At 71.0% G+C, this 25,404-nt stretch carries 16 protein-coding genes and 1 riboswitch; of the genes, 9 read left to right on the forward strand and 7 right to left on the reverse strand.

Translation table 11 applies throughout. The features are described 5' to 3' along the window. Nucleotides 1-14 precede the first annotated feature (14 nt). Nucleotides 15-3,884 carry an FxSxx-COOH system tetratricopeptide repeat protein gene (fxsT, locus tag AB0A90_RS15850; RefSeq protein ID WP_357247491.1) on the forward strand — a complete coding sequence of 1,290 codons (3,870 nt, stop codon included), beginning with the start codon at nucleotides 15-17 and terminating at the stop codon, nucleotides 3,882-3,884. Between the two features lie 165 nt (nucleotides 3,885-4,049). Beyond that, nucleotides 4,050-5,543, forward strand: a complete 1,494-nt coding sequence (miaB, locus tag AB0A90_RS15855; protein ID WP_357247494.1) for a tRNA (N6-isopentenyl adenosine(37)-C2)-methylthiotransferase MiaB — start codon at nucleotides 4,050-4,052, stop codon at nucleotides 5,541-5,543. A gap of 39 nt (nucleotides 5,544-5,582) precedes the next feature. On the opposite strand, the gene AB0A90_RS15860 is transcribed toward miaB, so the two are convergent. From AB0A90_RS15860 to AB0A90_RS15870, 3 genes are all read right to left on the reverse strand, one after another. Beyond that, on the reverse strand, nucleotides 5,583-6,947 hold the full coding sequence (locus tag AB0A90_RS15860; RefSeq protein ID WP_357247496.1) for a cellulose binding domain-containing protein: 1,365 nt from the start codon (nucleotides 6,945-6,947) through the stop codon (nucleotides 5,583-5,585). Nucleotides 6,948-7,174: 227 nt separating this feature from the next. Continuing rightward, entirely contained in the window at nucleotides 7,175-8,782 is a 1,608-nt protein-coding gene (locus tag AB0A90_RS15865) for a cellulase family glycosylhydrolase (protein WP_357247499.1), read from the reverse strand. An 858-nt stretch (nucleotides 8,783-9,640) separates the two neighbouring features. Beyond that, nucleotides 9,641-10,849: a DUF349 domain-containing protein gene (locus AB0A90_RS15870; RefSeq protein WP_357247502.1), complete on the reverse strand. Its 1,209-nt coding sequence runs from the start codon at nucleotides 10,847-10,849 to the stop codon at nucleotides 9,641-9,643. Between the two features lie 150 nt (nucleotides 10,850-10,999). Here AB0A90_RS15870 and AB0A90_RS15875 point away from each other — a divergent pair, with 150 nt between their 5' ends. The 3 genes from AB0A90_RS15875 to dapF are packed head-to-tail and all read left to right on the forward strand — an operon-like array spanning nucleotide 11,000 to nucleotide 13,678. Then, nucleotides 11,000-11,887 carry a hypothetical protein gene (locus AB0A90_RS15875; protein ID WP_357247505.1) on the forward strand — a complete coding sequence of 296 codons (888 nt, stop codon included), beginning with the start codon at nucleotides 11,000-11,002 and terminating at the stop codon, nucleotides 11,885-11,887. Between the two features lie 14 nt (nucleotides 11,888-11,901). Continuing rightward, entirely contained in the window at nucleotides 11,902-12,825 is a 924-nt protein-coding gene (gene miaA, locus AB0A90_RS15880) for a tRNA (adenosine(37)-N6)-dimethylallyltransferase MiaA (RefSeq protein WP_357247508.1), read from the forward strand. 7 nt (nucleotides 12,826-12,832) lie between these two features. Next, the gene (gene dapF / locus AB0A90_RS15885; protein WP_357247511.1) at nucleotides 12,833-13,678 is read left to right on the forward strand and encodes a diaminopimelate epimerase; all 846 of its coding nucleotides are present in this window, start codon (nucleotides 12,833-12,835) and stop codon (nucleotides 13,676-13,678) included. A gap of 85 nt (nucleotides 13,679-13,763) precedes the next feature. On the opposite strand, the gene AB0A90_RS15890 is transcribed toward dapF, so the two are convergent. After that, the gene (locus AB0A90_RS15890; RefSeq protein WP_357070375.1) at nucleotides 13,764-15,230 is read right to left on the reverse strand and encodes an NAD-dependent malic enzyme; all 1,467 of its coding nucleotides are present in this window, start codon (nucleotides 15,228-15,230) and stop codon (nucleotides 13,764-13,766) included. 183 nt (nucleotides 15,231-15,413) lie between these two features. Between AB0A90_RS15890 and hflX the strand changes: the two genes are divergently transcribed. Both hflX and AB0A90_RS15900 read left to right on the forward strand, forming a co-directional pair. Beyond that, nucleotides 15,414-16,868 carry a GTPase HflX gene (hflX, locus tag AB0A90_RS15895; protein WP_357247514.1) on the forward strand — a complete coding sequence of 485 codons (1,455 nt, stop codon included), beginning with the start codon at nucleotides 15,414-15,416 and terminating at the stop codon, nucleotides 16,866-16,868. Between the two features lie 50 nt (nucleotides 16,869-16,918). Next, nucleotides 16,919-18,688: a hypothetical protein gene (locus AB0A90_RS15900; RefSeq protein ID WP_357247517.1), complete on the forward strand. Its 1,770-nt coding sequence runs from the start codon at nucleotides 16,919-16,921 to the stop codon at nucleotides 18,686-18,688. Nucleotides 18,689-18,792: 104 nt separating this feature from the next. Here the strand turns inward: AB0A90_RS15900 and lexA are convergent, their stop codons facing one another. Then, on the reverse strand, nucleotides 18,793-19,578 hold the full coding sequence (gene lexA, locus AB0A90_RS15905; RefSeq protein WP_357247520.1) for a transcriptional repressor LexA: 786 nt from the start codon (nucleotides 19,576-19,578) through the stop codon (nucleotides 18,793-18,795). 542 nt (nucleotides 19,579-20,120) lie between these two features. Here lexA and nrdR point away from each other — a divergent pair. Continuing rightward, entirely contained in the window at nucleotides 20,121-20,621 is a 501-nt protein-coding gene (nrdR, locus tag AB0A90_RS15910) for a transcriptional regulator NrdR (protein WP_357247523.1), read from the forward strand. Nucleotides 20,622-20,652: 31 nt separating this feature from the next. Further along, nucleotides 20,653-23,550: a vitamin B12-dependent ribonucleotide reductase gene (locus AB0A90_RS15915; protein ID WP_357247526.1), complete on the forward strand. Its 2,898-nt coding sequence runs from the start codon at nucleotides 20,653-20,655 to the stop codon at nucleotides 23,548-23,550. Between the two features lie 55 nt (nucleotides 23,551-23,605). Here AB0A90_RS15915 and bluB read toward each other — a convergent pair whose 3' ends face one another. Then, nucleotides 23,606-24,232: a 5,6-dimethylbenzimidazole synthase gene (gene bluB / locus AB0A90_RS15920; protein WP_357247529.1), complete on the reverse strand. Its 627-nt coding sequence runs from the start codon at nucleotides 24,230-24,232 to the stop codon at nucleotides 23,606-23,608. Nucleotides 24,233-24,260: 28 nt separating this feature from the next. Then, nucleotides 24,261-24,461: riboswitch (cobalamin riboswitch) on the reverse strand. A 95-nt stretch (nucleotides 24,462-24,556) separates the two neighbouring features. Next, entirely contained in the window at nucleotides 24,557-25,258 is a 702-nt protein-coding gene (locus AB0A90_RS15925; protein WP_357247532.1) for an alpha/beta hydrolase, read from the reverse strand. Between the last annotated feature and the right edge of the window lie 146 nt (nucleotides 25,259-25,404).

The following is a 25,404-nucleotide window of genomic DNA, read 5'->3' on the forward strand; positions in this document are numbered from 1 at the left end:
CAGAGAGGACAGGCATGAGCGCTGATCGCGAAGGTCAGGTCATCACCTTCTACTCGTTCAAGGGTGGAACGGGACGGACGACGGCGCTGGCCAACATCGCGTGGATCCTCGCTGCCAACGGTAAGCGGGTGCTGGTCGCGGACTGGGATCTCGAGTCACCCGGCCTGCATCGCTTCTTCCACCCGTTCCTCGACACCGGGGCGATCCAGGGCGCCAGCGGCGTGATCGACATCATCCGCGACTACGAGTGGGAGACCACCCGGCTCGACGACCGGCCGGACCGCTGGATGGAGCAGTACGCCCGGGTCGGCCGGCACGCGTTCTCGCTGCGCTGGAACTTCCCCGACGGCGGTGCTCTCGACTTCCTCTCCGCCGGCCGGCAGAACAGCGACTACGCCGTCTCGGTGAGTGGGTTGAACTGGGACAACTTCTACAACCGGCTGGGCGGGGCGCAGTTCTTCGAGGCGCTGCGGGCGGACATGAAGCGGCAGTACGACTTCACCCTGATCGACAGCCGGACCGGGTCGAGCGACGTCGCCGACATCTGCACCCTGCACCTGCCGGACACCCTGGTCGACTGTTTCACCCTCAGCGACCAGGGCATCGACGGGGCAGCTCGGGTCGCGCACTCGGTCCGGGAACGGTACCGGCAGCGGGACATCCGGGTCCTGCCAGTGCCGATGCGGGTCGACCACGCCGTGAAGGAGCAGAGCGAGGCTGGTCGTCTGTTGGCCATGCGCCGGTTCGCTGGTCTGCCGGCGGAGATGACCGAGGCGCAGCGCCAGCGGTACTGGGCCGCAGTCGAGGTGCCGTACCGGCCGTACTACGCGTACGAGGAGAAGCTGGCGACATTCTGCGACCCGCCCGGCTCCCCGACCTCGCTGCTGGCCGCGTTCGAGACATTGACCGGGATCCTCACCGCCGGCGCGGTAACGGCGCTGCCCGTGATGGACGAGTCGGTGCGGGAGCGGGTCAAGGCCCGTTTCCGCCGACGCGCCGAGGCGATCGACGACCAGATCGTGCTCCGGTACGCGCCGGAGGACGCCATCTGGGCCGAGTGGCTGGAGCAGGTGCTCAGCTCGTCCGGGCTGCGGGTGGTGGAGCCGACGGCCGGCGTCGGCTCCACCGGCACGCCGGCCCCGCGCACGCTGACCGTGGTCTCGCCGGCCTACGTGGCGACGCCGTCCGGCGGTCCGCCCGACCGCGGCCCGAGCTCCGACTTCATGGCCCTGGCCGTGTACGTCGCCGACCTGCGCCCGTTGGCCGAGTTTTCGGCCCGGAGCTCCACCACCCTGGTCAACGTGAGCGCCGCGACCGCTGTGGAGCGGGTGTTGCGGCTGGTCGGCCGGCCGGTGCCGTCGTCGGCGGACGGGCCGGCTGGCGGGGCCACCCGTTATCCCGGCACCGAGCCGTTGATCTTCAACGCCCCCAACCGGAACGCCCGGTTCACCGGCCGCGAGGGCGACCTGGCGCGACTGCGCACGCAGTTGCAGGGCGGGGGCGTCGCGGTGGTGCTGCCGGTCGCCCTCCAGGGCATGGGCGGCGTCGGTAAGACGCAGGTGGCTTTGGAATACGTGCACCGGTTCAAGTCCGCGTACGACGTGGTCTGGTGGATCGTGGCGGACCCGCCGCAGTTCGTCGACACCGCCCTGGCCGACCTCGCCGGTCGCCTCGGCATCCTCGTCGGTCCCACCCTGCCCGACACGGTCCGGTCGGTGCTCCAGGTGCTCGGCCGTGGTGAACCGTACGAGCGGTGGCTCGTCGTACTCGACAACGCCGAAGAGCTCGACCAGATCGAGCCCTTCCTGCCGCAGGGTCCCGGGCACGTCCTGCTGACCTCCCGCAACCGTGCCTGGGGTGACCGGGCGAACCCGATCCAGGTGGACGTCTTCGACCGCACCGAGGCCGTCGCGCACCTCGCCCAGCGGGTGCCCACGATCGGCGCCGAGGAGGCCGACCGGGTGGCCGAGGCGCTCGGCGACCTGCCGATCGCGGTGGCCGCGGCGGGCGCCTGGCTCGCCGACACCGGCACGTCGGTCGCCGACTACCTACGGCAGATCGAGCGGCACGGCCCGAGCGCCCTCTCGGTGGAGGCGACCTGGGATTTGTCGCTGAACCGGCTGCTCGACCAGGCGCCGGCCGCGTACCGGCTGTTGCAGCTCTGCTCGGTGCTGGCTCCGGAGATCGCCCTCGAACTCGTCTACAGCGACGAGATGGCGGCGGCCCTCGTGCCGTTCGACCCGTCGGTGTCGGAGCGGCTCGTACGTGGTGCCCTGGTCCAGCAGATCAACCGCCTGGCGCTGCTCAAACTCGACGTCCAGGGCGGTCGGGTGCAGGTGCACCGGCTGTTGCAGGCGGTGGTCCGCGACCGGATGACCGACGACGAGATCGACGGCGCCCGACACCAGGTGCACCTGGTGCTGGCCGCGTCCCGGCCACGCGGCGACGTGGACGACCCGACCACCTGGGCCCGGCTGCGGATGCTCTGGCCGCACCTGGAGGTCTCCGAGGCGCTGACCTGCCCCGACGAGCCGGTGTGTCAGCTCCTGATCGACCGGGTCCGTTATCTGTGGCAGCGCGGCGGTCTGGACCAGGCCGACGTCTTCAGCCAGGAGATGGACGACACCTGGAGCGCCCGGCTCGGCGACACGCACGACGAGGTCGAGACGTCGGCGCTGGGTCGACAGTTGCTGCACCTGCGGTTCAACCGGGCGAACATCCTGCGCAGCCTGGGCCGCTTCGACGAGGCCCGGGACCTGGACGAGGCGGTGCTGGCCGAGCAACACCGGCTGCTGGGCCCGCTGCACCCGCACAGCCTGATGACCGCCGGCGGCCTCGGCGCTGACCTACGAGCGCTCGGCCGCTACGCCGAGGCCCTGGAACGGGACCGGTCCACCTACGCCTCATGGCTCCAGGTGTTCGGCGAGGACCACCCGGGGACGTTGAGCGCGGCCAACAACCTCGCCGTCTCGTACCGGCTGGTCGGCGACTACCGGTCGGCCCGGCGGTGGGACGACGAGGTGCACCAGCGGCGGCGGCTGGTGCTCGGCCCCACCCATCCCGACACGCTCGTCTCCGCCGTGCGGCTCGGCAGCGACCTGCGGGAGGCCGGCGAGTACGAGCGCTCGGCCACCCTGCTGCGCGCGGTCTACGACACGTACTGCGAGGTGCTCGGGCCGGACGACGGCCAGAGCCTCGTCGCTCAGGTCAACCTGGCGGTGTCCCTGCGCAGCTCCGGTCGGGGCAGCGAGGCCGCGCCGATGTTCGACACGGCCTACCGCGAACTCGGCGAACGCTTCGGTCCGGACAACCCGGACACGCTGGCGTGCCGGGCGAGCCGGGCGGCGAACCTGCTGGCCGTCGGCGATGCGACTCGGGCACTGACCGAGATACTCGCGGTCAGCCAGGCGTATGAGGAGGGTCTCCGGCTCGGCCCGGAACACCCGTACACCCTGGCCACGCTGACTAACATCGCTGCCGCCGAGCGCGCGCTCGGCCGCAGGTCGGAAGCCCGTACGTCGGCGGCCCGGGCGTCCGGTGAGTTCCGCAAGATACTCGGCCCCGACCACCCGCACACCCTCGCCGCGGAGGTGAACCACGCGGTGTGTCTCGCCGAGGAGGGGGCGTGGGACTCGGCGCGGGAGCGACTGCGGGAGACCGCCGGTCGCCTGGCCGCGGTGATCGGGGCGGATCACCCCGACACGCTGCGGTGCCTCGGTGACCTCGCCCTGGTGTCGACGCGCGCCGGTGGCGAGGCCCCTGCCGAGGACGTCGGCGCGGTGGCGGACCGGCTGGCCGAGGTCATCGGCGCGGAGCACCCCACGGTGCGGACCCTGCGTGACCGGCGGTTCGTCGTCCGGGTGATCGACCTGCACCTGTTGTGATCGGGGGCACCGTTCCGGCTCCCCGCTGTGACCGTGCCGAGGCCCGGGCGGCAGCGTGCTCCCCGCCGGGAACCCTCACCGTGGACCGTCGGGTCAATGCCGGTGGGTGGGGGCTGCCAACTGGGCCGCTACCCTGGTAGCCCGAGGGGAAGGGGCACCAAGAGGGTGGCTAGGACCTACAACGTCGTGACGTACGGCTGCCAGATGAACGTCCACGATTCTGAGCGCATCTCCGGCCTGCTCGAACAGGCTGGCTACGTACGTGCGGTGCCCTCCGACGACAACCCGGACATCGTCGTGTTCAACACCTGCGCCGTCCGGGAGAACGCGGACAACCGGCTCTACGGCAACCTCGGTCGGCTGCGCCCGGTGAAGGACAAGCACCCGGGGATGCAGATCGCGGTCGGTGGTTGCCTGGCCCAGAAGGACCGGGGCGAGATCGTCCGCAAGGCGCCCTGGGTGGACGTGGTCTTCGGCACCCACAACATCGGTGCGCTGCCGGTGCTGCTGGAGCGGGCCCGGCACAACGCCGCCGCCGAGGTGGAGATCCTGGAGTCCCTCGACGTCTTCCCCTCCACGCTGCCCACCCGCCGCGAGTCCACCTACGCCGGCTGGGTGTCGATCTCGGTGGGCTGCAACAACACCTGCACGTTCTGCATCGTGCCCGCGCTGCGCGGCAAGGAGAAGGACCGCCGTCCCGGCGACATCCTCTCCGAGGTGCGCGCACTGGTCGACGAGGGCGTGCTGGAGGTGACCCTGCTCGGGCAGAACGTCAACTCCTACGGGGTGGAGTTCGGCGACCGGTACGCCTTCGGCAAGCTGTTGCGGGCCTGCGGCGACATCGACGGGTTGGAGCGGGTCCGGTTCACCAGCCCGCACCCGAAGGACTTCACCGACGACGTGATCGCCGCGATGGCCGAGACGCCGAACGTCTGCCACTCGCTGCACATGCCGTTGCAGTCCGGCTCCGACGACGTGCTGAAGGCGATGCGCCGGTCCTACCGCTCCGAGCGCTACCTGGGGATCATCGAGAAGGTCCGGGCGGCGATGCCGGACGCGGCGATCACCACCGACATCATCGTCGGCTTCCCCGGCGAGACCGAGGCCGACTTCCAGCGCACCCTGGACGTGGTCCGCGAGGCCCGGTTCTCCTCGGCCTTCACCTTCCAGTACTCGAAGCGCCCCGGCACCCCCGCCGCGACCATGGACGATCAGCTACCCAAGCAGGTCGTGCAGGAGCGTTACGAGCGGCTCGTCGCCTGCGTCGAGGAGATCACCTGGGCGGAGAACAAGCGGCTCGTCGGGGAGACCGTCGAGGTGCTGGTCGCCGTCGGCGAGGGTCGCAAGGACGAGCGGACCGGTCGGATGTCCGGTCGGGCCCGCGACGGCCGGCTGGTGCACTTCGCGACCGCGACCGCGGGTGGGGAGTCCCTCGCTGGGCAGATCCGGCCGGGCGACATCGTGCACACCACCATCACGTACGCCGCTCCGCACCACCTCAACGCCGACGGACCGCCGGTGGCGCACCGACGGACCCGGGCCGGCGACGCGGCCGAGGCGGGCCGCTCCCCGCGTACCCCCGGGGTGTTGCTCGGTCTGCCGACGATCGGCGCGCCGCCGGTCGCGCCCGCACCCACCGCCGGCTGCGCCACCCACTGAGCGCACGGAAGGGCCCCTCGTCGAGGGGCCCTTCCGCGGTCAGACGGTGATCCGGCCGGCGCCGGCGCCCGCCGTCACGACGGACTTGACGCTGCTCGCGGTGTCGAGTTGGTACGAGTACGGGATGCTGGCCACGCTGCCGCCGGTCTGCCCGGCGGGCGAGTTGACGAAGTGGTTGTTCCGGGCGACCAGTCGGCCCGGCCCGGAGTCGGCCTCGCCCAGGTGGTACGTGTCGTTGACGTTCTCGAAGTAGTTGCCCTCGACGAGCACGCCGGCGTTCTCCGTGGAGGCCACGCCGTAGCCGCCGTTGGCCCGGTAGTAGTTGTTGAACACGTGCACCGGGTTGCCGAAGCGCACCCGGGGGTTGCGCTGCCTGCTCCCGTCGAACCAGTTGTGGTGGTAGCTCACCCGCAGGTGGCCGGTGTCCTGGGCGCCGTTGTCGTCGCTGTGGCCGAGCAGCATGGCCTTGTCGTGGTTGAAGACCCGGTTCCACGACACGGTGACGAAGTCCGATCCGCGCTTGATGTCGACCGCGCCGTCGTACCCGTTGCTGAAGGTGTTGTGGTCGACCCACACGTTGGTGGCCGACTCCTGCACGTTGATCGCGTCGTCGTTCCAGTCCCGGAAGGTCAGGTTGCGGATGATGACGTTGCGGTCACCGCTGACGTTGAGCCCGCAGCCGGCGATGGTGGCGCCGGAGTTGCCGAGGATGGTCTTGTTGGACCGGACCCGCAGCATTCCCGAGCAGGAGATCGTGCCGGACACCCGGATCACCGCGGCGCCCGTCGCGTTCAGCGCGCTGGTCAGCGCCGACGCGTTGGTGACGGTGGTGGCCGGTGCGCCGCCGCCGCCGGTGGTGCCGCCGTTCTGGGTGGCCCAACCGACGAGACCGGTCGGTGGCGGGACGCTGGGCGGCGGATCGCTCGGGATCGGCGGGGTCGTCGGTGTGCCCGGGTTGGTCGGCGTGGTCGGGGTGGTGGTGCCGCCGGTGCAGGCGACGTTGTTCAGGGTGAAGCTGGTCGGGTCCGGGTTGCTGGCGTTGTTCCAACTCGCATTGAAGCCGAACGAGGCGCTGCCGTTGGTCGCCAGGTTGCCGTTGTAGTCCACGTTGGCGGTGGACACCTGGCCCCCGGTCTGCGAGACGGTGGCACCCCACGCCTGGCTGACCTGCTGCCCGGCCCCGTACGACCAGCGCAGCGTCCAACCGGAGACCGGGTCGCCGAGGTTGGTGACCGTGACGTTGCCGGTGAACCCGCCCGGCCACTGGCTGGCGACCGTGTAGGCGACCCGGCAGCCGGCGGCCGCCTGCGCGGACACGGACGTCAGCAGCCCGGCGGTGACGAGGCTGGCGGTGGCGGCGGCGGTGGCGGCGAGCAGCGTCATTCGACGCTGTGGTGTGCGCATGCTGCTTCCTTTCGAGGAGGCGGACGGGACCGTCGCGACACCCATGCCCGTGGGCGGCGAATCGTGCCCGGACCAGTGGCCCGCCAGTGCGATGACGTGAAGGAAAGCGGCTCCCGCGCTCGCGGCCACCTCTGCGAAGGCAAACGCTTTCCCGATGAAAGCATAGAAGCATGTGAATGTAAATGGCGGGGACGGCCGATGCGCACCGCATCGGCCGTCCCAGCGGTTCAGCAGCTGGCGCCGTTGAGCTTCACGGCACCCGGGGCGCTGGCGGTGCCGTTGGCGGTGAAGCCCACGGTGACCGACCCACCCGCAGCCAGGGACGGCGCGTGACTGGGCGCAGCGGCAGTGACAGTCGTGCCGGACTGGGAGACGGTGGCGTTCCAGCCACTGCCCAACGTCACCCCGGCCGGCCAGGTCCAGGTGACCGACCACGGATTCACCGCGGCCGAACCGGTGTTCTTCACGGTCAACTCACCCTGGAAGCCGCCCTGCCAGGCGTTGACCTGCCGGTAGGTGGCCGTGCAGGCACCCGGCGGCGGGGTGGTCGGCCCGCCGGTCGGCCCGCCGGTAGGTCCGCCCGTCGGTCCGCCGGTGGGTCCGCCACCCGACGGTGCGATCAGGTACGGCTGGAGGATCGCCTGCTTGGTGGTGTTGACGTTCGTCCAGTCGTCAAGCGCGATGCCGCCCGTGTCACCGGAGTTGGGGTTCCACGACCAGTAGGTGAAGGACATCCCGGTCACCCCGGTCCCGGTGTACGCCATCAACTTCTCCAGCCACACCTTGTCCTTCGGGTCGACCAGAGTGCTACCGAACTCACCCATCATGATCGGAGTGATGTTCTGCTTGTAGAGGTAACCCCAGTACTTGTCCCAGATCGCCGGCATGTTCGCCGGGTAGTCCGGGGCGTCGAACCAGGTCTGCCGGTACACCGAGGTGGCGTACTCGTGCGGCGAGTAGACCAGCCGGTTGGCCACGCTCAGCCGTACCGGGAACTGACCCGCCTTCGACAGGTTGCCACCCCACCAACCGCAGTCCTCGTCGTTGCTGGTGTCGCCGTCCCAGACGTTGGAGAGGCCACCGCTCGGGCAGCTCACCCCCTCCACGAAGATCAGCCAGTTGGGCTGGACACCAAGGATCGCGTTGCCGGCCCGCTCGGCGGCGAGCCGCCAGTCCCGGGTGGTGTCGCCACAGCCCCAGCACGCGCCGGTGGCCGCCGGGTTGGTGCCCTCGGCGTGCGGCTCGTTGTGCAGGTCCGCGCCGATCACCGTCGGGTTACCCGCGTACCGCTGGGCGAGCATCTTCCAGTCGTTGATCCAGGTCGCCTCGGAGACCGTCGACGTGTACCACAACGGCGACTGCCCGGCCGACGTCGGCCGGTGCCGGTCCAGGATGATCCGCATTCCCTTGCTGCCGGCGTAGTCGATCACCTTGTCCAGGATCTGCAACGGCGACAGCCCGATCAGGTCCGGGTTGACGAAGTCGTTGATCCCACTGGCGGTCGCGCCCGGCTTCAGCGCGTCGTTCGAGTACGGCACCCGCAACGTGTTGTAACCCAGCCGGGCCATCGTGTCGAGCTGCCCCCGCCACGGGTTGTTCGACCACAGCCCGTGGAAGGTCTTGTTGTCGGTCTCCATGCCGAACCAGTTGATGCCGGTCAACCGGACCGTGGCACCGGTGCTGTCCACGATCTGATTGCCGTTGGTGTGCAGGTAACCGGAGCCGGTGCCAGCGGCGACGGCCGGGCTGGTGCTGACGGCGGTGGCGAGGAACACGCCAGCCGCGACGGTGGCGAGCGCGGTCAGCGCGCCGCCGAGAGCCTTGGGACGGAACATTCGAGCTCCACTTCGGAGGTCCGACGCCGTCCGATGACGACGTCGGCGGGCGGCCGTCCGCACGTCACGGCCCCTTTTCGGGTACGCGGACAGTGCGCGACGGCCCATGTCACGCGGACGTGGTCACTCGCGGCAGCTCACCGGCGACCCTCGACGGCGGATGTCCCGCCCTCGTCGCCCTCGTGCCGGTGGCCCTACCTGGCTCCGTCGCTCATTCTGATCAGCCAGCCTCGATGCGTCAACCTGCACCGCCGCAGCGCGCCCCGCCCGCGGGCGCCCGCGCCGCCCGCGCCGCCCGCGCCGCCCCGCCCCGCCCGGTCCAGCCGCGCCCCGCCTGGCCCGGCCCGTGCGCACCTGCCTGCGGCCCGCCGGTCCGGTGCGCCACCCCCGCACCCCCGCCCGCTGCCCCTTGCGCCGCGCGCCCCCGCATGATCGCCCTTGAACACGGATGTAGTTGCATCCCGGCGCTTCGTGGCCACTACATCCAGGATCGAGCGTGATCTTGCCGGGGCGCGGCGTACAACACCCGTCCCGGTGGCTCGGTGACGGTAGTCGTCGTCAAGATCCGCGCAGTATCAGGGGTGTTGCTGTCTCCCGCGCGCCGGAGGCAGCAACATCCGCGAAGGTGCGCAGATCTTGGCGTGCGGCGTCGGGCGCCGGGCGCGGGGCGTGCGGCGTGGGGCGCGGGGCGTGCGGCGCGGGGCGCCGGGGCGCCGGGGCGTGCGGCGCCGGGCGCGTGCGGCGCGAAGGGCGAGGATGAGGGTCGCGGGCGCGTGCACCAGGGCGGGTGAGGCGTGCGGGTGGAGACGCGGGAGCCCCCGGTCCCGAGCGGGACCGGGGGCTCCGGACGTCGTCAGCTCAGCCGGCCTGCTCGGCGAGTTGGAGGAACTGCCGCTTGGCGGCGAGCGCCTGCTCGGCGTCCTTGATCCGGCGCGCGTCGCCGGCGCTCTGGGCCCGGGCCAGCCGCTCCTCGGCCTCGGCCACCTGCGCCCGCATCTGCGCGAGCAGCGGGTTGTCCTCCTTGGTGGTGCGGCGCCACGCCGAGTCCATCACGTCGCGGACCTTGTCGTCGATGACGCGCAGTCGGCGCTCCAGTCCGGTGGCCGCCTCGCGGGGCACCCGGCCGGCCTCGTGCCACTGTGCCTGGATCTCCCGCAGCTTGGCCTGGGCGCCCTTCGGGTCGGCGTCGATGTCCAACGCCTCGGCCTCGGCGAGCAGGGCCTGCTTGCGCTCCAGGTTGCCGCGCTGCTCGTTGTCCCGGGCGGAGAAGACCTCACTGCGCCGGCTGAAGAAGGCATCCTGCGCGCCCCGGAACCGTTCCCAGAGCTTCTGCTCGGCCTCCTTGGAAGCGCGCGGCGCGGCCTTCCACTGGGTCATCAGCTCCTTGAGCTGGTTGGCGGTCGCGGCCCAGTCGGTGGATTCCGAGAGCTTCTCCGCCTCGGCGACCAGCTCCTCCTTGACCGTCTGCGCCTGCTTGCGCTGGGAGTCCAGGGACGCGAAGTGGGCGCCCCGGCGACGGGTGAAACCGTCCCGGGCGGCGGCGAAACGCTTCCACAGCTCGCCGTCGGCCTTCTTGTCGACCCCACGAATGGTCTTCCACTCGTCGAGGATCTCCTTGAGCCGGTCCCCGGCGGTCTTCCAACCGGTGGACTCGGCGGCCAGCTTCTCGGCCTCCTCCACAAGGGCGGTCTTGCGTGCCAGGGCCTCGCCGCGAGCGGCTTCCCGGGCAGCGCGCGCCTCGCCGGCCTTCTCCTCGGCGAGGGTGGCCAGCTTGTCGAGGCGAGCGGCCAGTGCGTCGATGTCGCCGACCACGTTGGCCTCGGGCAGCGTGGCACGGATCCGCCGGATCGTGCTCACCGAGTGTCCGGCATCCGCCGCACCCGACTTGAGCCGAGCCTCGGTCAGGTCCACCTCGGTGACCAGATCGGCGAAGCGGCGCGCGAAGTGTGCCAGGCCCTCCTCCGGCGCACCCGCCTGCCAGGATCCGACCACCCGCTCACCCTCGGTGGTCTTGACGTAAACGGTGCCGTCCGCGTCCACCCGTCCGAAGGCAGTCCAGTCGCTCATGTGCCCATCCTCGTTCTCCCGGCGTCGAGGGAACGAACCCCCGTCGCCGCCACGGCGCAGCCAAGTTGCTTCCGGCATTGTCACAGGTCTCACCCGGTCCGCGTCGAGCGCCTATCGCCGACCGTGACCATACGGTGTCCTAGGGGCCGAATGACCGGATCGGCGCGGAGACGCACCGACGATTCCCGCTACGGTGAAAGGGTGCCACTGGTCGCCGCTGCCGTCTGCCCACATCCGCCCCTGCTCGTGCCCGAGGTGGCCGGCTCCGCGGCCCCGGAGTTGGACGGCCTGCGGGCGTCCTGCGACGTGGCCGTACGCCGGTTGCTGGCCGTCGACCCGGACACCGTGGTGCTGCTCGGCACCGGCCCGGTCACCGGCCTGATCGACTCCCCGGCCACCGGTTCCCTCCAGCCGTGGGGTGTCGACCTGGACGTGCCGCTGGTCCCCGGTCAGCCGGACCGGGGCGCGGTGCTGCCGTTGAGCCTGACCATCGGCGCGTGGTTGCTGTCCCGGCACGACGCGCGAGCGCACGACGCGCGAGCGCACGACGCGCGGGCGCACGACGCGCGGGCGCACGACGCGCGGGCGCACGACGCGCGGGCGCACGACGCGCGGGCGCACGACGCGCGGGCGCACGATGCCCGGATGTCGGTGACCGCCGTGCAGGTGGCCGCCGACGCCGGCCCGGCCGAGCTGGCCGCGCTCGCGGACGAGGTCGGCGCCACGGGGGACCGGGTGGCGTTGCTGGTGCTCGGTGACGGGTCGGCCTGCCGGGGCGAGAAGGCCCCCGGGTACGACGACCCGCGCGCCAGCGCGTACGACAAGGGGGTTGCCACGGCTCTGGCCGAGGCGGACCTGGACGCCCTGCTCGGCCTCGACCCGGTGGTGTCGGCGGAGCTGAAGGCCGCCGGCCGGGCGCCCTGGCAGGTGCTGGCCGGCGCGGCCCGGGCGGCCGGCGGAGGGTGGCGTGGTGAGCTGCTGCACGACTCCGCCCCCTACGGGGTGGCCTACTTCGTGGCGTCCTGGGAGCGGATGTGACAGGCGACGCGGACGTGAGAGGCGACGCGGGGGGCACTGTCGTCGCGGTGGTCGGCCCGACCGCGGCGGGCAAGTCGGCGCTGAGCATCGCGTTGGCGCACGCGCTGGACGGTGAGGTGGTCAACGCCGACTCGATGCAGCTCTACCGGGGCATGGACATCGGCACCGCCAAGCTGACCGCAGCCGAGCGGGACGGCGTGCCGCACCACCTGTTGGACATCTGGGAGGTCACCGAGCCGGCGAGTGTCGCGGAGTACCAGCGGCTGGCCCGCGCGGCGGTGGACGACATCCTGTCCCGGGGGCGGGTGCCGCTGCTGGTCGGTGGGTCCGGGCTGTACGTGCGGGCGGTGCTGGAGCGTTTCGAGTTCCCCGGGACCGACGCCGCGCTGCGGGACCGGCTGGAACGGGAGTTGGCCGAGGTCGGCCCGGCCCCGCTGTACGCGCGGCTGCGCGCCGCCGACCCGGTCGCCGCCGAGGGCATCCTGCCCGGCAACGGCCGGCGCATCGTGCGGGCGCTGGAGGTGATCGAGCTCACCGGCGCGCCGTTCACCGCGTCGCTGCCGCAGCCCACGCCGTACTACCCGTCCGTACAGCTCGGCGTCGACCTGGACACGGGCGTGCTGGACGAGCGGATCGCGCTGCGGGTCGACCGGATGTGGGCCGACGGCCTGGTGCCGGAGACCCGGGAGCTGGTCGCACGCGGGCTGCCCGAGGGGCGGACGGCGAGCCGGGCGCTGGGCTACCAGCAGGTGCTGCGCCTGTTCGCCGGTGAGCTGACCGAGGCGCAGGCGCACGAGGAGACGGTCCGCGCCACCCGGCGTTTCGTCCGCCGGCAGCGGTCCTGGTTCCGGCGCGACCAGCGGATCCACTGGCTGGACTCGACCGCGCCGGACCTGATCGGGGCCGCGCTGCGTCTGGTGCCGGCCGAGACGCGATAATGGGGGCGTGGAGTTCACCAAGGGCCACGGCACCGGCAACGACTTCGTCCTTCTTCCCGACCCGGACGGTCAGCTCGACCTGACCCCGGAGCTGGTCGCGGCGCTCTGCGACCGGCGGCGGGGCATCGGCGCGGACGGCGTGCTGCGGGTGGTCCGGGCGGCCAAGCATCCGGACGGCGCGGGGCTGGCCGGCGAGGCCGAGTGGTTCATGGACTACTGGAACGCCGACGGCTCGTTCGCCGAGATGTGCGGCAACGGTGCCCGGGTCTTCGTGCGCTACCTGCTCGACACCGGGTTGGCGACGCCCGCCGGCGCGGCCCTGCCGGTGGCCACCCGGGCCGGCGTCGTGCGCGCGCTGGTCGAGGGCGACGCCGTGTCCGTCGAGATGCGCCGACCCCGGGTGTACGACAGTTCGACCGCCACCCTGGGCGGGCTGACCCTGGCCGGCACCGCCGTGGACATCGGCAACCCGCACCTGGTCTGTGTGCTGCCGGCCGGGGTGGAGCTGTCCGCGCTGGATCTGACCACCGCGCCCGGGTTCGACCCGGCGTTCTTTCCGAACGGGGTGAACGTCGAGTTCATCGTGGCGGGCGATCCGGTCGACGACGCCGACGGGCACACCCTGATGCGCGTGTACGAGCGCGGCAGCGCCGAGACCCTGTCCTGCGGCACGGGTGCCTGCGCGGTGGGCGCGGTGGCCCTGCGTGACCTCGGCCGGGACACCGGAGTGATCGCCGTGGACGTGCCCGGCGGTCGGGTGACGGTCACCGTCACCGAGACCTCCTGCTGGCTGTCCGGTCCCGCCGTCCTGGTGGCAAGAGGCGACGTAGACCTGACCACGCTCCGCCCCTGACCCGCCACCCGGGTTGATCAAGAGGTTTGCGTCAGGAACAACGCGGATCCTGACGCAAACCTCTTGATCACCAGGGGGAACTCGTTCAGGGCGTCGCGCTGGCGTTGGCCGCGATTTCGGGGAGGTCGGCCGGGCCGGGGTCGGCCGCCGGCAGCGGGCTGGGGTTGTGCGCGGCGGCGCGAACGGCGGCGGCGACCGCCGGGGCGACCCGGGAGTCGAAGACGCTCGGCACGATCACCGTCGGGTTGATCTTGTCTTCGCCCACCACGTCGGCGATGGCCCGGGCGGCCGCGATCGCCATCTCCTCGGTGAACTCCTCGGCGTGCGCGTCGAGCATCCCGCGGAACACTCCGGGGAAGGCGAGCACGTTGTTGATCTGGTTCGGCTGGTCCGAGCGGCCGGTGGCGACCACGGCGGCGTGCTTGCGCGCCTCCCGCGGGTCGACCTCCGGGTCCGGGTTGGCGAGCGCGAAGACGATCGAGTCCTTGGCCATCTGGGCGATGTCGTCCCCGGTGAGCAGGTTCGGCGCGCTCACCCCGATGAACACGTCGGCGCCCCGGATCGCGCCCGGCAGGTCGCCCGAGTAGTTCTCCTTGTTGGTGTTGTCCGCCAGCCACTGCCACGCCGAGTTGAGCCCGGTCAGCCCGCGGTGCAAGGCGCCCTGGCGGTCGTACGCGATGATGTCGCCGACGCCCTGGCGCAGCAGCAACTTCATGATCGCGGTGCCGGCCGCGCCGGCCCCGGAGACGACCACCCGGACATCCTCCAGCTGCTTGCCGACCACCCGCAGCGCGTTGGTCAGCGCGGCCAGCACGCAGATCGCGGTGCCGTGCTGGTCGTCGTGGAACACCGGGATGTCCAGCGCCTCGCGCAGCCGGGCCTCGATCTCGAAGCAGCGCGGCGCGGCGATGTCCTCCAGGTTGATCCCACCGTACGCCGGCGCGATCGCCTTCACGATCTGCACGATCTCGTCGGTGTCCTGGGTGTCCAGCACCACCGGCCAGGCGTCCACCCCGCCGAAGCGCTTGAACAACGCCGCCTTGCCCTCCATCACCGGCAGCGAGGCGGCCGGACCCAGGTTGCCCAGGCCGAGCACCGCCGAGCCGTCGCTGACCACCGCGACGGTGTTGCGCTTGATGGTCAGTCGCCGGGCGTCCGCCGGGTTCTCGGCGATCGCCATGCAGACCCGGGCCACCCCTGGGGTGTACGCCCGGGACAGCTCGTCGCGGTTGCGCAGCGCGACCTTCGACGTCACCTCGATCTTGCCGCCGAGGTGCAGGAGGAACGTCCGGTCCGACACCTTCCGCACGTCCACGCCGTCCAGCGCGGTCAGCGCGTCGACCACCTGGTCGGCGTGGCCGGCGTCGGCGGTGTCGCAGGTCAGGTCGACGATCACGTTCGTCGGGTCGGAGTCCACCACGTCCAACGCCGTGACGATCGCGCCGGCCTCGCCGACGGAGGTGGTGAGCCGCCCGATCGAGGACGCGTCAGCGGTCACGGCGATCCGGATGGTGATCGAAAATCCGGCGCTCGGCAGTCGGGTGATGGCCACGGGATCCCTCCGTCACGGCTGTGCGGCCAGTCGGCCGCCGCCCGCATTTCTACCGGGTTGACGCAGCCGACCAGCATTCGCCCCCGCTTTTCGAGACTCGGAGCATGGGCATATAGCAGGTGCGTTCGGCGTTGTGTCATGTCAGGATTACGTTCCACTTATCAAAACGGACAGGAGAACCGCTTGCGAGACCAGGAGAGCTTTGTCCCCGTCGAGGACGAGCTCGACGACGTCACCACCGGCGAAATGGATCTGTCGGAGAGGCAGTCCCTCCGACGCGTCCCGGGCCTGTCAACCGAGCTCACCGACGTCACCGAGGTGGAATACCGCCAGCTGCGGCTGGAGCGGGTCGTCCTGGTGGGCGTCTGGACCGAGGGCACGGCGGCGGACGCGGAAAACTCGCTCACCGAGCTCGCCCTGCTGGCCGAGACCGCCGGTTCGCAGGTGCTCGAAGGGCTCATCCAGCGTCGCAGTCGCCCCGACCCGGCCACCTACATCGGTCGCGGCAAGGTCGACGACCTCAGCGCGGTGGTGCTGTCCAGCGGTGCCGACACGGTCATCTGTGACGGTGAGTTGTCCCCGTCGCAGCTGCGCAACCTGGAGCAGCGCACCAAGGTCAAGGTCGTCGACCGGACCGCGCTGATCCTCGACATCTTCGCCCAGCACGCGAAGAGCAAGGAAGGTAAGGCCCAGGTCGAGCTGGCCCAGCTCGAATACCTGCTGCCCCGGCTGCGCGGTTGGGGTGAGACGCTCTCCCGGCAGACCGGTGGTTCCGGCCGCGGCGGCGGCGCCGGCGGCGGCGTGGGTGTGCGTGGTCCCGGTGAGACCAAGCTGGAGACCGACCGGAGGCGGATTCGGCACCGCATCTCCCGGCTGCGCCGCGAGATCAAGAGCATGCGCACGGTACGCGTCACGAAGCGCGCCCGACGCAACCGCAACTCCGTTCCCGCCGTGGCCATCGCCGGCTACACCAACGCCGGCAAGTCCAGCCTGCTCAACCGGTTGACCGACGCGGGCGTGCTTGTCGAGGACGCGCTGTTCGCGACACTGGACCCGACCACCCGGAAGGCGACCGCCGCGGACGGCCGGATCTACACCCTGACCGACACCGTCGGTTTCGTCAGGCACCTGCCGCACCAGATCGTCGAGGCGTTCCGTTCGACGCTGGAGGAGGTCGCGGAGGCGGATCTGGTGGTGCACGTCGTGGACGGCACCCACCCGGATCCCGAGGAGCAGGTCCGGGCGGTCCACACGGTGCTCGCCGAGGTGAGCGCGGAGCGGCTTCCCGAGTTGCTGGTGGTCAACAAGACCGACGCGGCCGACGAGGACTCGCTGCTGCGGCTCAAGCGGCTCTGGCCGGACGCGATCTTCGTCTCCGCGCACTCCGGGCGGGGCATGGACGAGCTGCGCGCGGCGATCGAGGACCGACTGCCGCGACCGGCCGTGGAGGTCCGGGCCGTGCTGCCGTACGACCGCGGTGACCTGGTTGCCCGGGTGCACCGCACGGGCGAGGTGCTCAGCACGGCGCACCTGCCGGAGGGCACCCTGCTGCATGTCCGCGTCGCCGCGGACCTCGCCGCGGAACTGGCACCGTTCGACGTCGAGCGACAGGGACAGGCGGCGGGCAGCCGCTCCTGAGCGGCCACGGTGTCATCCGTCGGAAACGCGTGGCATGCGACACTGGCCGAATGCGCCGCGTTGTTTCCTCGGTCACGGTTGCCCTCGGCCTGTTCGGGGCAACCGTGGCGCTCGCCGGAGTCGCCGCGGCGGCTCCCGGCCCCGGGTCGTCCGAGCCGCCCGCCGTCACCGCCGGCCAGAAGCGGTGCACGATCGTCGACGAGCGGCTGCGGGAGCTGTCCGGTCTGGTCGCGACCAAGAGTGGCTACGTCGTCATCAACGACAGCACCGATCTCACGGCGCGCGAGCGGATCTTCTTCCTCGACACCAAGTGCAAGGTCTCGAAGGAGCCGGTCCGGTACCCGGGGCAGGGCCCGGTCGACACCGAGGATCTCGCCCTATCCAAGGACGGCGCGACCCTCTGGATCGCCGACACCGGTGACAACGCCGACGCGAAGGAGCGCCGCACGCGCGTCGCGCTCTGGTCGATGCCGGTCACCGGCGCGAGGCAGCCGACGCCGCACCGGATCTCCTACCCGGAGGGCAAGCCGCACGACGCCGAGGCACTGCTCATCGGTGACGACGGAAAACCGCTCGTCATCACGAAGGTCACCAGCGGCAAGGCCGAGATCTACGCGCCGACGGCGGCGTTGCGCAACGGCGAGGCCGATTCGGTGCCGATGCGCCAGGTCGGCGAGATCACGCTGCCGAAGACCCAGACGGAGAACCCGCTCAACACGTTCGGCCGGATCGCCATCACCGGCGCGGCCCGCTCGCCGGACGGCTCCCGGGTGGTCCTGCGCACCTACGCGGACGCTTTCGAGTACGACGTGAGCGGCGGTGACATCGTCGGCGCGCTCACCACCGGCAAGCCCCGGGTGACGGCGCTGGCGGACCCGTTCGGCGAGGCCATCAGCTACTCCACGGACGGCAAGTCGTTCCTGACCGTCTCGGACGCGTTCCGGTTCGGCGAGGACGAGCCCCTCGACATCCTCAGCTATTCACCGTCCACGTCGACCGCGGTGCCAGTCGCGGCGGGGGCGGGGGACATCAAGAAGGCGACCTCGGCATCCTGGGCCGCCGGGCTGGACTTCGACGACATCACCTATCTGGTCGGCGCGGTCGGGGTGATCGGCCTGCTGCTGGTCGCTGCCGGCATCGTCGGCATCGTCCGGGCCCGCCGACGGCTGCCGGCCGCCGACGTGGCGAAGACGTCGGCCCGGGACGGCGAGCCGCTCAACCCACGTCCGGGCCCGGCCGTCGATGGTTCGCCAGCGGTGGGTGACCGTACGGGCGGCGTCTACGGTGGCGGCGCGCCGGCGAGCGCCTACGGCGGCGGCGCCGGTCGCGGTGGCCCGCCACCGGCAGGTGGTACGGGCCGCGGTGGCCCTGCGGGTCGCGGTGGCCCGCCTCCGGCGGGTGGTGCCGTGTACGGCGGTGGTCGACCGACCGCGGCCGACGGTGGCTACGGTGCGGCACGACCGGACGGCGGTGCCGCTGGTGTGTACGGCGGCGCTCGTCCTCCGGCGGGTGGCGCTGCTCGTCCTCCGGCGGGTGGTGGTCGCCCCCAAGGGGGCGGTCGTCCTCCGGTGGGTGGCGGTGGCCGTCCGCAGGGTGCCGGTGGTGTCCCTCCGGGCGGGGGTGGTCGTCCCGTCAGCGGTGTGTACGGCGGTGACGGTGGCCACACCGGCACGGGTCGCGCGGAACCGCCCCGGCGCGGGGGGCCGGAATCCGACCCTCGGGGCCAGCGGCCAGGCCGTCGCCGTGACGACGACGAGCCCATCGATCCGTACGGGCAGTATCCCGGGGGCGGTCGCGGCCCCCGCGGCGACCGCTACTGACGGGCCAGCCCTCAACAACTGACGGACCAGCCCCCGACAACTGACGGGCCAGCACCGGGCAACCGACGCGGGTGAGCGCCCGTGAGCACTCACCCGCCGATCGGTCAGATGCGGCGCAACACCGCCACGACCCGGCCCATGATGGTCGCGTCGTCTCCGGGGATCGGGTCGAAGGCCGGGTTCTGTGGCATCAGCCAGACATGCCCGTCGCGCCGCCGGTAGGTTTTGACCGTCGCCTCGCCGTCCAGCATGGCGGCCACGATCTCGCCCGAGTCGGCGGTCGGCTGCTGCCGGACGACCACCCAGTCGCCGTCGCAGATCGCCGCGTCGAGCATCGAGTCGCCCTTGACCTGGAGCATGAAGACCTCGCCCTCACCCACGAGCTCGCGAGGCAGCGGGAAGATGTCCTCCACGGCCTGCTCGGCGAGGATCGGCCCACCGGCGGCGATCCGACCGAGCATCGGCACGTACGCCGGGGTCGGTCGCTGTGCCCGGGACAGCTCGTCGTCGATGGCCTCGCTGGGGGCGCGGACGTCCACGGCACGCGGCCGGTTGGGGTCGCGGCGCAGGAAGCCCTTCTTTTCCAGCTCCTTGAGCTGGTAGGCGACGCTCGACGGCGACACCAGGCCGACCGCCTCGCCGATCTCCCGGACGCTGGGCGGGTAGCCGTGCCGCTCCACCCAGTTGCGGATGAACTCCAGGATGCGACGCTGGCGGGCGGTCAGGTCGACGGTCGCCGGGTCGGGGAAGGCGCTGACGACCGGGGTGACCGGGCGTACGGCGGGCTGACCCGTCCGGCTGCGCGCGGCGGTGCGGCGTCGGGTGGCCGGGGGGCCCGCCTCGGTGATCTGCTGCGGGCTCTTCGGCCGGCTGGCCCGGTCCTCGGTCACGTCCGTCCTCCCTGGTCGGCGCTGGGTGCCTCGTCGGCTCGTGGTGCGTGCGGTGGTGCCACGTTGTTCATGACCGTATAGGTGAGATCGGTCATTTTCAAACATCTGTACGACCTCTCACCGGCGTGTCGGGGTGAAAAACCGCTCCCGTCGTACGGATGTTCTGATAAATGGTACGTCGACTAGCACTGGTGTTCGATCCTCGGCCGTTTTCCGGACCGATCCGGCCGCCCGGTCGGTAACCCGGGAGAGGTCTCGACGTTGGGGTTTTCGGACGTGCTGTCGGTCGTGGATGACCAGATGGTCCGTGACGCGCCGGACACGCCGGCGAACTTGACCCGGCTTCCCCGGCGACATACGGTCGACCCCTAGATGTAGTAGTGACACGGGCGTGAGTTGCCCACAGGTTGGGTCCGACTACCGACCGCACTCCCGTAACGTCGATCACGGCGGGCGTCGTCCGAGGACGGCACCGTCGCGGTGAGTCGTGCCCGGGGGTGCTCCGCACAGGTCGCAGTTGATCATTTTCAAGGAGGTGGGCGATGCGGTGTCCGTACTGCCGGCACGCTGACTCCCGGGTGGTCGACTCGCGGGAGGCCGACGACGGCCAGCTCATTCGACGGCGGCGGTCCTGCCCGGAGTGCGGCAAGCGGTTCACCACGGTCGAGGAGGCGGTCCTCGCGGTCGTCAAGCGCAGCGGGGTGACCGAGCCGTTCAGCCGGACGAAGATCATCGGCGGGGTGCGCAAGGCGTGCCAGGGCCGGCCGGTGGACGACGACTCCCTCGCGTTGCTCGCGCAGCGGGTGGAGGAGACCGTCCGGGCCAAGGGGGCCGCCGAGATCCCCAGTCACGAGGTGGGCCTGGCGATCCTGGGTCCGCTGCGCGACCTGGACGAGATCGCCTACCTGCGGTTCGCCAGCGTCTACCGCTCGTTCGACTCGCTCGCCGACTTCGAGCGCGAGATCGACACGTTGCGGGCCGTGGCGCGAGCCCGGGAGCAGGGCCGGGCCGACGCGGTCGAGGCCGCCGGCCGTACCAACTGACTTCACTGTTTTCGAGAGATCAGGACGCGCGGTGGGTGACCGCGCAGACGAGGGGGGCGACGGCGTGACAACTAGCCGTTCACGGAGCAAGGCAGGCGCGGGGCTGAAGATCGAGCGGGTGTGGACGACCGAGGGGGTCCACCCGTACGACGACGTGGCGTGGGAGCGCCGCGACGTCGTGATGACGAACTGGCGGGACGGCTCGATCAACTTCGAGCAGCGGGGGGTCGAGTTCCCGCAGTCGTGGAGCGTCAACGCGGCGAACATCGTGACCACCAAGTACTTCCGGGGCGCGGTGGGGACCCCGGAGCGGGAGTGGTCGCTCAAGCAGTTGATCGACCGGGTGGTCACCACCTACCGCACCGCCGGTGAGGAGTACGGCTACTTCGCCAGCCCGGCGGACGCCGAGATCTTCGACCACGAGCTGACCTGGATGCTGCTGCACCAGGTGTTCAGCTTCAACTCGCCGGTCTGGTTCAACGTCGGCACGCCGTCGCCGCAGCAGGTCAGCGCCTGCTTCATCCTGGCCGTCGACGACTCGATGGACTCGATCCTCGACTGGTACAAGGAGGAGGGGCTGATCTTCAAGGGCGGCTCCGGCTCCGGGGTCAACCTGTCGCGGATCCGCTCGTCGCGTGAGCTGCTCTCCTCCGGCGGCACCGCCTCCGGCCCGGTCAGCTTCATGCGCGGCGCGGACGCCTCCGCCGGCACCATCAAGTCCGGCGGTGCGACCCGCCGCGCGGCCAAGATGGTCATCATCGACGTGGACCACCCGGACATCGAGGAGTTCGTGGTCACGAAGGCGCGCGAGGAGCACAAGATCCGCGCCCTGCGCGACGCCGGGTTCGACATGGACCTCGGCGGCTCCGACATCGTCAGCGTGCAGTACCAGAACGCCAACAACTCGGTCCGGGTCTCCGACGAGTTCATGTCAGCGGTCGAGAACGAGAAGGGCTTCGACCTGCGTGGCCGGCTGGACGGCTCGGTGATCGACACCGTCGACGCCAAGAAGCTGTTCCGCACCATCTCCCAGGCCGCCTGGGAGTGCGCCGACCCGGGCCTGCAGTACGACGACACGATCAACGACTGGCACACCTGCCCGGAGACCGGGCGGATCACCGCGTCGAACCCGTGCTCGGAATACCTGCACCTGGACAACTCCTCGTGCAACCTGGCCTCGCTCAACCTGATGAAGTTCCTCCGCGCCGACGGTGGCTTCGAGGTGGAGAAGTTCGTCAAGTCCGTCGAGTTCGTCATCACCGCGATGGACATCTCGATCTGCTTCGCGGACTTCCCGACCGAGAAGATCGGCGAGACCTCCCGCGCCTACCGGCAGCTCGGCATCGGCTACGCCAACCTCGGCGCCCTGCTGATGGCCACCGGCCTGCCGTACGACTCGGAGCAGGGCCGCTCGGTCGCCGCGTCGATCACGTCCCTGATGACCGGCACCGCGTACCGCCGCTCCGCCGAGCTGGCCGGCGTCGTCGGCCCGTACGACGGCTACGCCCGCAACGCCGAGCCGCACAAGCGGGTCATGCGCAAGCACGCCGCCGCCAACGACGAGATCAAGCCGACCAGCCCGGTGGCCACCGCGATCGTCCGCGAGGCGACCAAACAGTGGACCCAGGGCAACAAGATCGGCGACAAGTTCGGCTGGCGCAACGCCCAGGCCAGCGTCCTCGCCCCGACGGGCACGATCGGCTTCATGATGGACTGCGACACGACCGGCGTGGAGCCGGACCTGGCGCTTGTCAAGTTCAAGAAGCTGGTCGGCGGCGGCTCGATGCAGATCGTCAACCAGACGGTGCCGCGCGCCCTGCGCAGCCTCGGTTACCCCGAGGAGCAGGTCGAGGCGATCGTCGAGCACATCGCCGACCACGGCCACGTGGTGGACGCCCCGGGCCTCAAGCCGGAGCACTACCCGGTCTTCGACTGCGCCATGGGCGAGCGGACGATCGCCCCGATGGGTCACGTGCGGATGATGGCGGCCATCCAGCCGTTCGTCTCCGGCGCCATCTCCAAGACGGTCAACATGCCGGAGGCGGCCACCGTCGAGGACGTCGAGAAGATCTACTTCGAGGGCTGGAAGCTCGGCCTCAAGGCGCTGGCGATCTACCGGGACAACTGCAAGGTCGGTCAGCCGCTCTCGGTGGCCAAGTCCAACAAGGCCACCGAGCCGGCCGCGGTCGAGGCCGCGCCGGCCGCCGTGGAGAAGGTCATCGAGTACCGGCCGGTGCGTAAGCGCCTGCCGAAGAAGCGCCCGTCCGAGACGGTCAGCTTCTCCGTCGGTGGCGCCGAGGGCTACCTCACCGCGTCGTCCTACCCGGACGACGGCCTCGGCGAGGTCTTCCTGAAGATGTCCAAGCAGGGCTCGACCCTGGCCGGCGTGATGGACGCCTTCTCGGTGGCCATCAGCATCGGCCTGCAGTACGGCGTGCCGCTGGAGACGTTCGTCAGCAAGTTCACCAACATGCGCTTCGAGCCGGCCGGCATGACCGACGACCCGGACGTGCGGATGGCCGCCTCGGTGATGGACTACATCTTCCGTCGCCTGGCGCTGGACTTCCTGCCCTACGAGCGCCGCGCCGAGCTGGGCATCTTCACCGCCTCGGAGCGGGCCGCCCAGTTGCGGGCCGAGGCCGACGCGGAGGCCGCCGCCGTCACCGGCGCGGAGCTCACCGCGATGGCGTCCTCGGCTCCGGTGGAGGCCCCGGCCAAGTCGGAGGCCGTCGCCCAGCCGGCCCAGGAGATGGCCGACGTGGCCGCCGCCAAGCCGGCTCCGAGCGTGGGTTCCAGCACCGAACTGCTGGAGGCCGTGATCGGCAAGGCCGCCGACGCGCCGCTCTGCTTCACCTGCGGTACGAAGATGCGCCCCGCCGGTAGCTGCTACGTCTGCGAGGGCTGCGGCTCCACCAGCGGCTGCAGCTGACACGTCAGCGACGAGCCCCGGGCGTTCGCGCGCCCGGGGCTCGTTTGTGTGCGGGTCACTCGGACCAACGATCCTGGTGGATCACCGACGACAGCGGACGTCGCTGACGCCAGCCGTGCCGCTCCAGGTCCGGCGTCTCCTCCAGATGGGTGACCGGGCCGAGGCAGAGCCACGCCACCGGGCGGACGGTGGCCGGGATGCCGAGCAGGTCGCGCAGGAACGACTCCCGGTAGAACGAGACCCAGCCGACCCCGAGCTGCTCGGCGGTTGCGGCCAGCCACAGGTTCTGGATCGCCAGACAGACCGAGTAGAGGCCGGCGTCGGCGATCGCGTGACGGCCGAGCACGGCCGGCCCACCCCGCTCCGGGTCGTACGTGACCACGACCGACAACGTCGACTCTCGTACGCCATCGATCTTTATCCGGGCGAAGCGTTCCGCCGCCGCACCGTCGAGAGTGGCCGCGAAGGTGTCCCGCTCCCGCTCCACGTGCCGGTGGAACTGCTGCCGCAGCTCAGGATCGCGGACCAGGATGAAGTCCCAGGGCTGGGAGAGGCCGACGCTCGGCGCGGCGTGCGCCGCCGTGAGGATCCGATCCAACGTATCCGCGGGGATCGGCGCCCCGGTGAACTGGGCACGTACGTCCCGACGGCGGTGGATGGTCTCGTAGAGTCCGTTGTTCAAGGCAGGCTCCCGCTGCGCTCGCGCCCCTGACGGGGCGATGACGCGAGGCCGGTCTTCGGACTCCCGGATCTCCGCTGGTCACCCGCCTTCCCAGCCCCTCAGGGCCAGTGGCTGCGTCTGGTACGCGTGGGTGGCAGCTCCCCGGTCACCGCGGCGGGCCCGTGCCGGACTCACACCGGCTTCCCGATTCTCCCCACTCGCGCGGGGCACCTCGCAACGTTTGTGCCACCGCGCAGCATAGCGGCCGCCCCTGCCTGCGGGGTGGCGGTCCGTCGCCCGGTCGCATGTCCGGCCGGGCGACGGCCGCTACCCGCGCCGTCTGCGTCAGGCGGAAAGTTCCGCCCGGATCAGCGCGGCCAGCTCGGCGGGCTGAGAAAGGAACGGCGAGTGCGAGGAGTTCATGCGCAACACCCGCTCGGCCCGCTTGGCCATGAGCTCCTGCGCGAAGGGCGGAAGAGCGTTGTCGGCCGCACAAATGAGGTAGGTGCTGGGAATGGTGCGCCACGCGGCCTCGGTCAGCGGCTGCTGCGTCGAGGCCCAGGACTGGAGCCCGAGTCGTGCAACGGCCTGTTCCGCGATTTCCGGATCGACGTCGCTGTAGAAGACCTCTCGGGGCTGCGACGGTTCGATGTGACCCCTGCCCTTCAGGTCCGTCCGCTCGTGAACCTCCCACCACGGCGGAGCAACGCCGCCGGCGGTGGAGAAGAGCGAATCGCCGACATCCGGCTGGAAAGCGGCGAGATAAACGATTCGGCGTACGTTGTCCGCGGCAGCGAGCGCCTCCGTGACTGGTGCGCCACCGTAGGAGTGGGCGACGACCACGACCGGTCCGTCGATGGCGGCGACGGCGGCTTTGACCACGGCAGCGTCGTCGTAGAGGTCACCGAGGGCAGCGGGGTCGTTGCCGCTACTGGGTAGCGCGACGGTGTGGATGTCGATATCCGGAAACTGCTCGATGAGCGACTGCCAGACCCAGGGCCCGTGCCAGGCACCGTGCACGAGAAGAAGCGACGGAATGCTGTTCAAGATGATGTTCCTGCCCGCATGTATTCAAATGATCGGATCTGGAGTTCGTCGTCGACCACGCCGTCGTGCATCACCGGAGCGCCCCATCTCGACCGAGGACAGCGGAAATATATGCCGCTACTTTTGGGTAGCAAGGCGCGGATGAC

Origin of the sequence: Micromonospora sp. NPDC049204 (assembly GCF_040647935.1) — a bacterium.
Taxonomy (GTDB): domain Bacteria; phylum Actinomycetota; class Actinomycetes; order Mycobacteriales; family Micromonosporaceae; genus Micromonospora.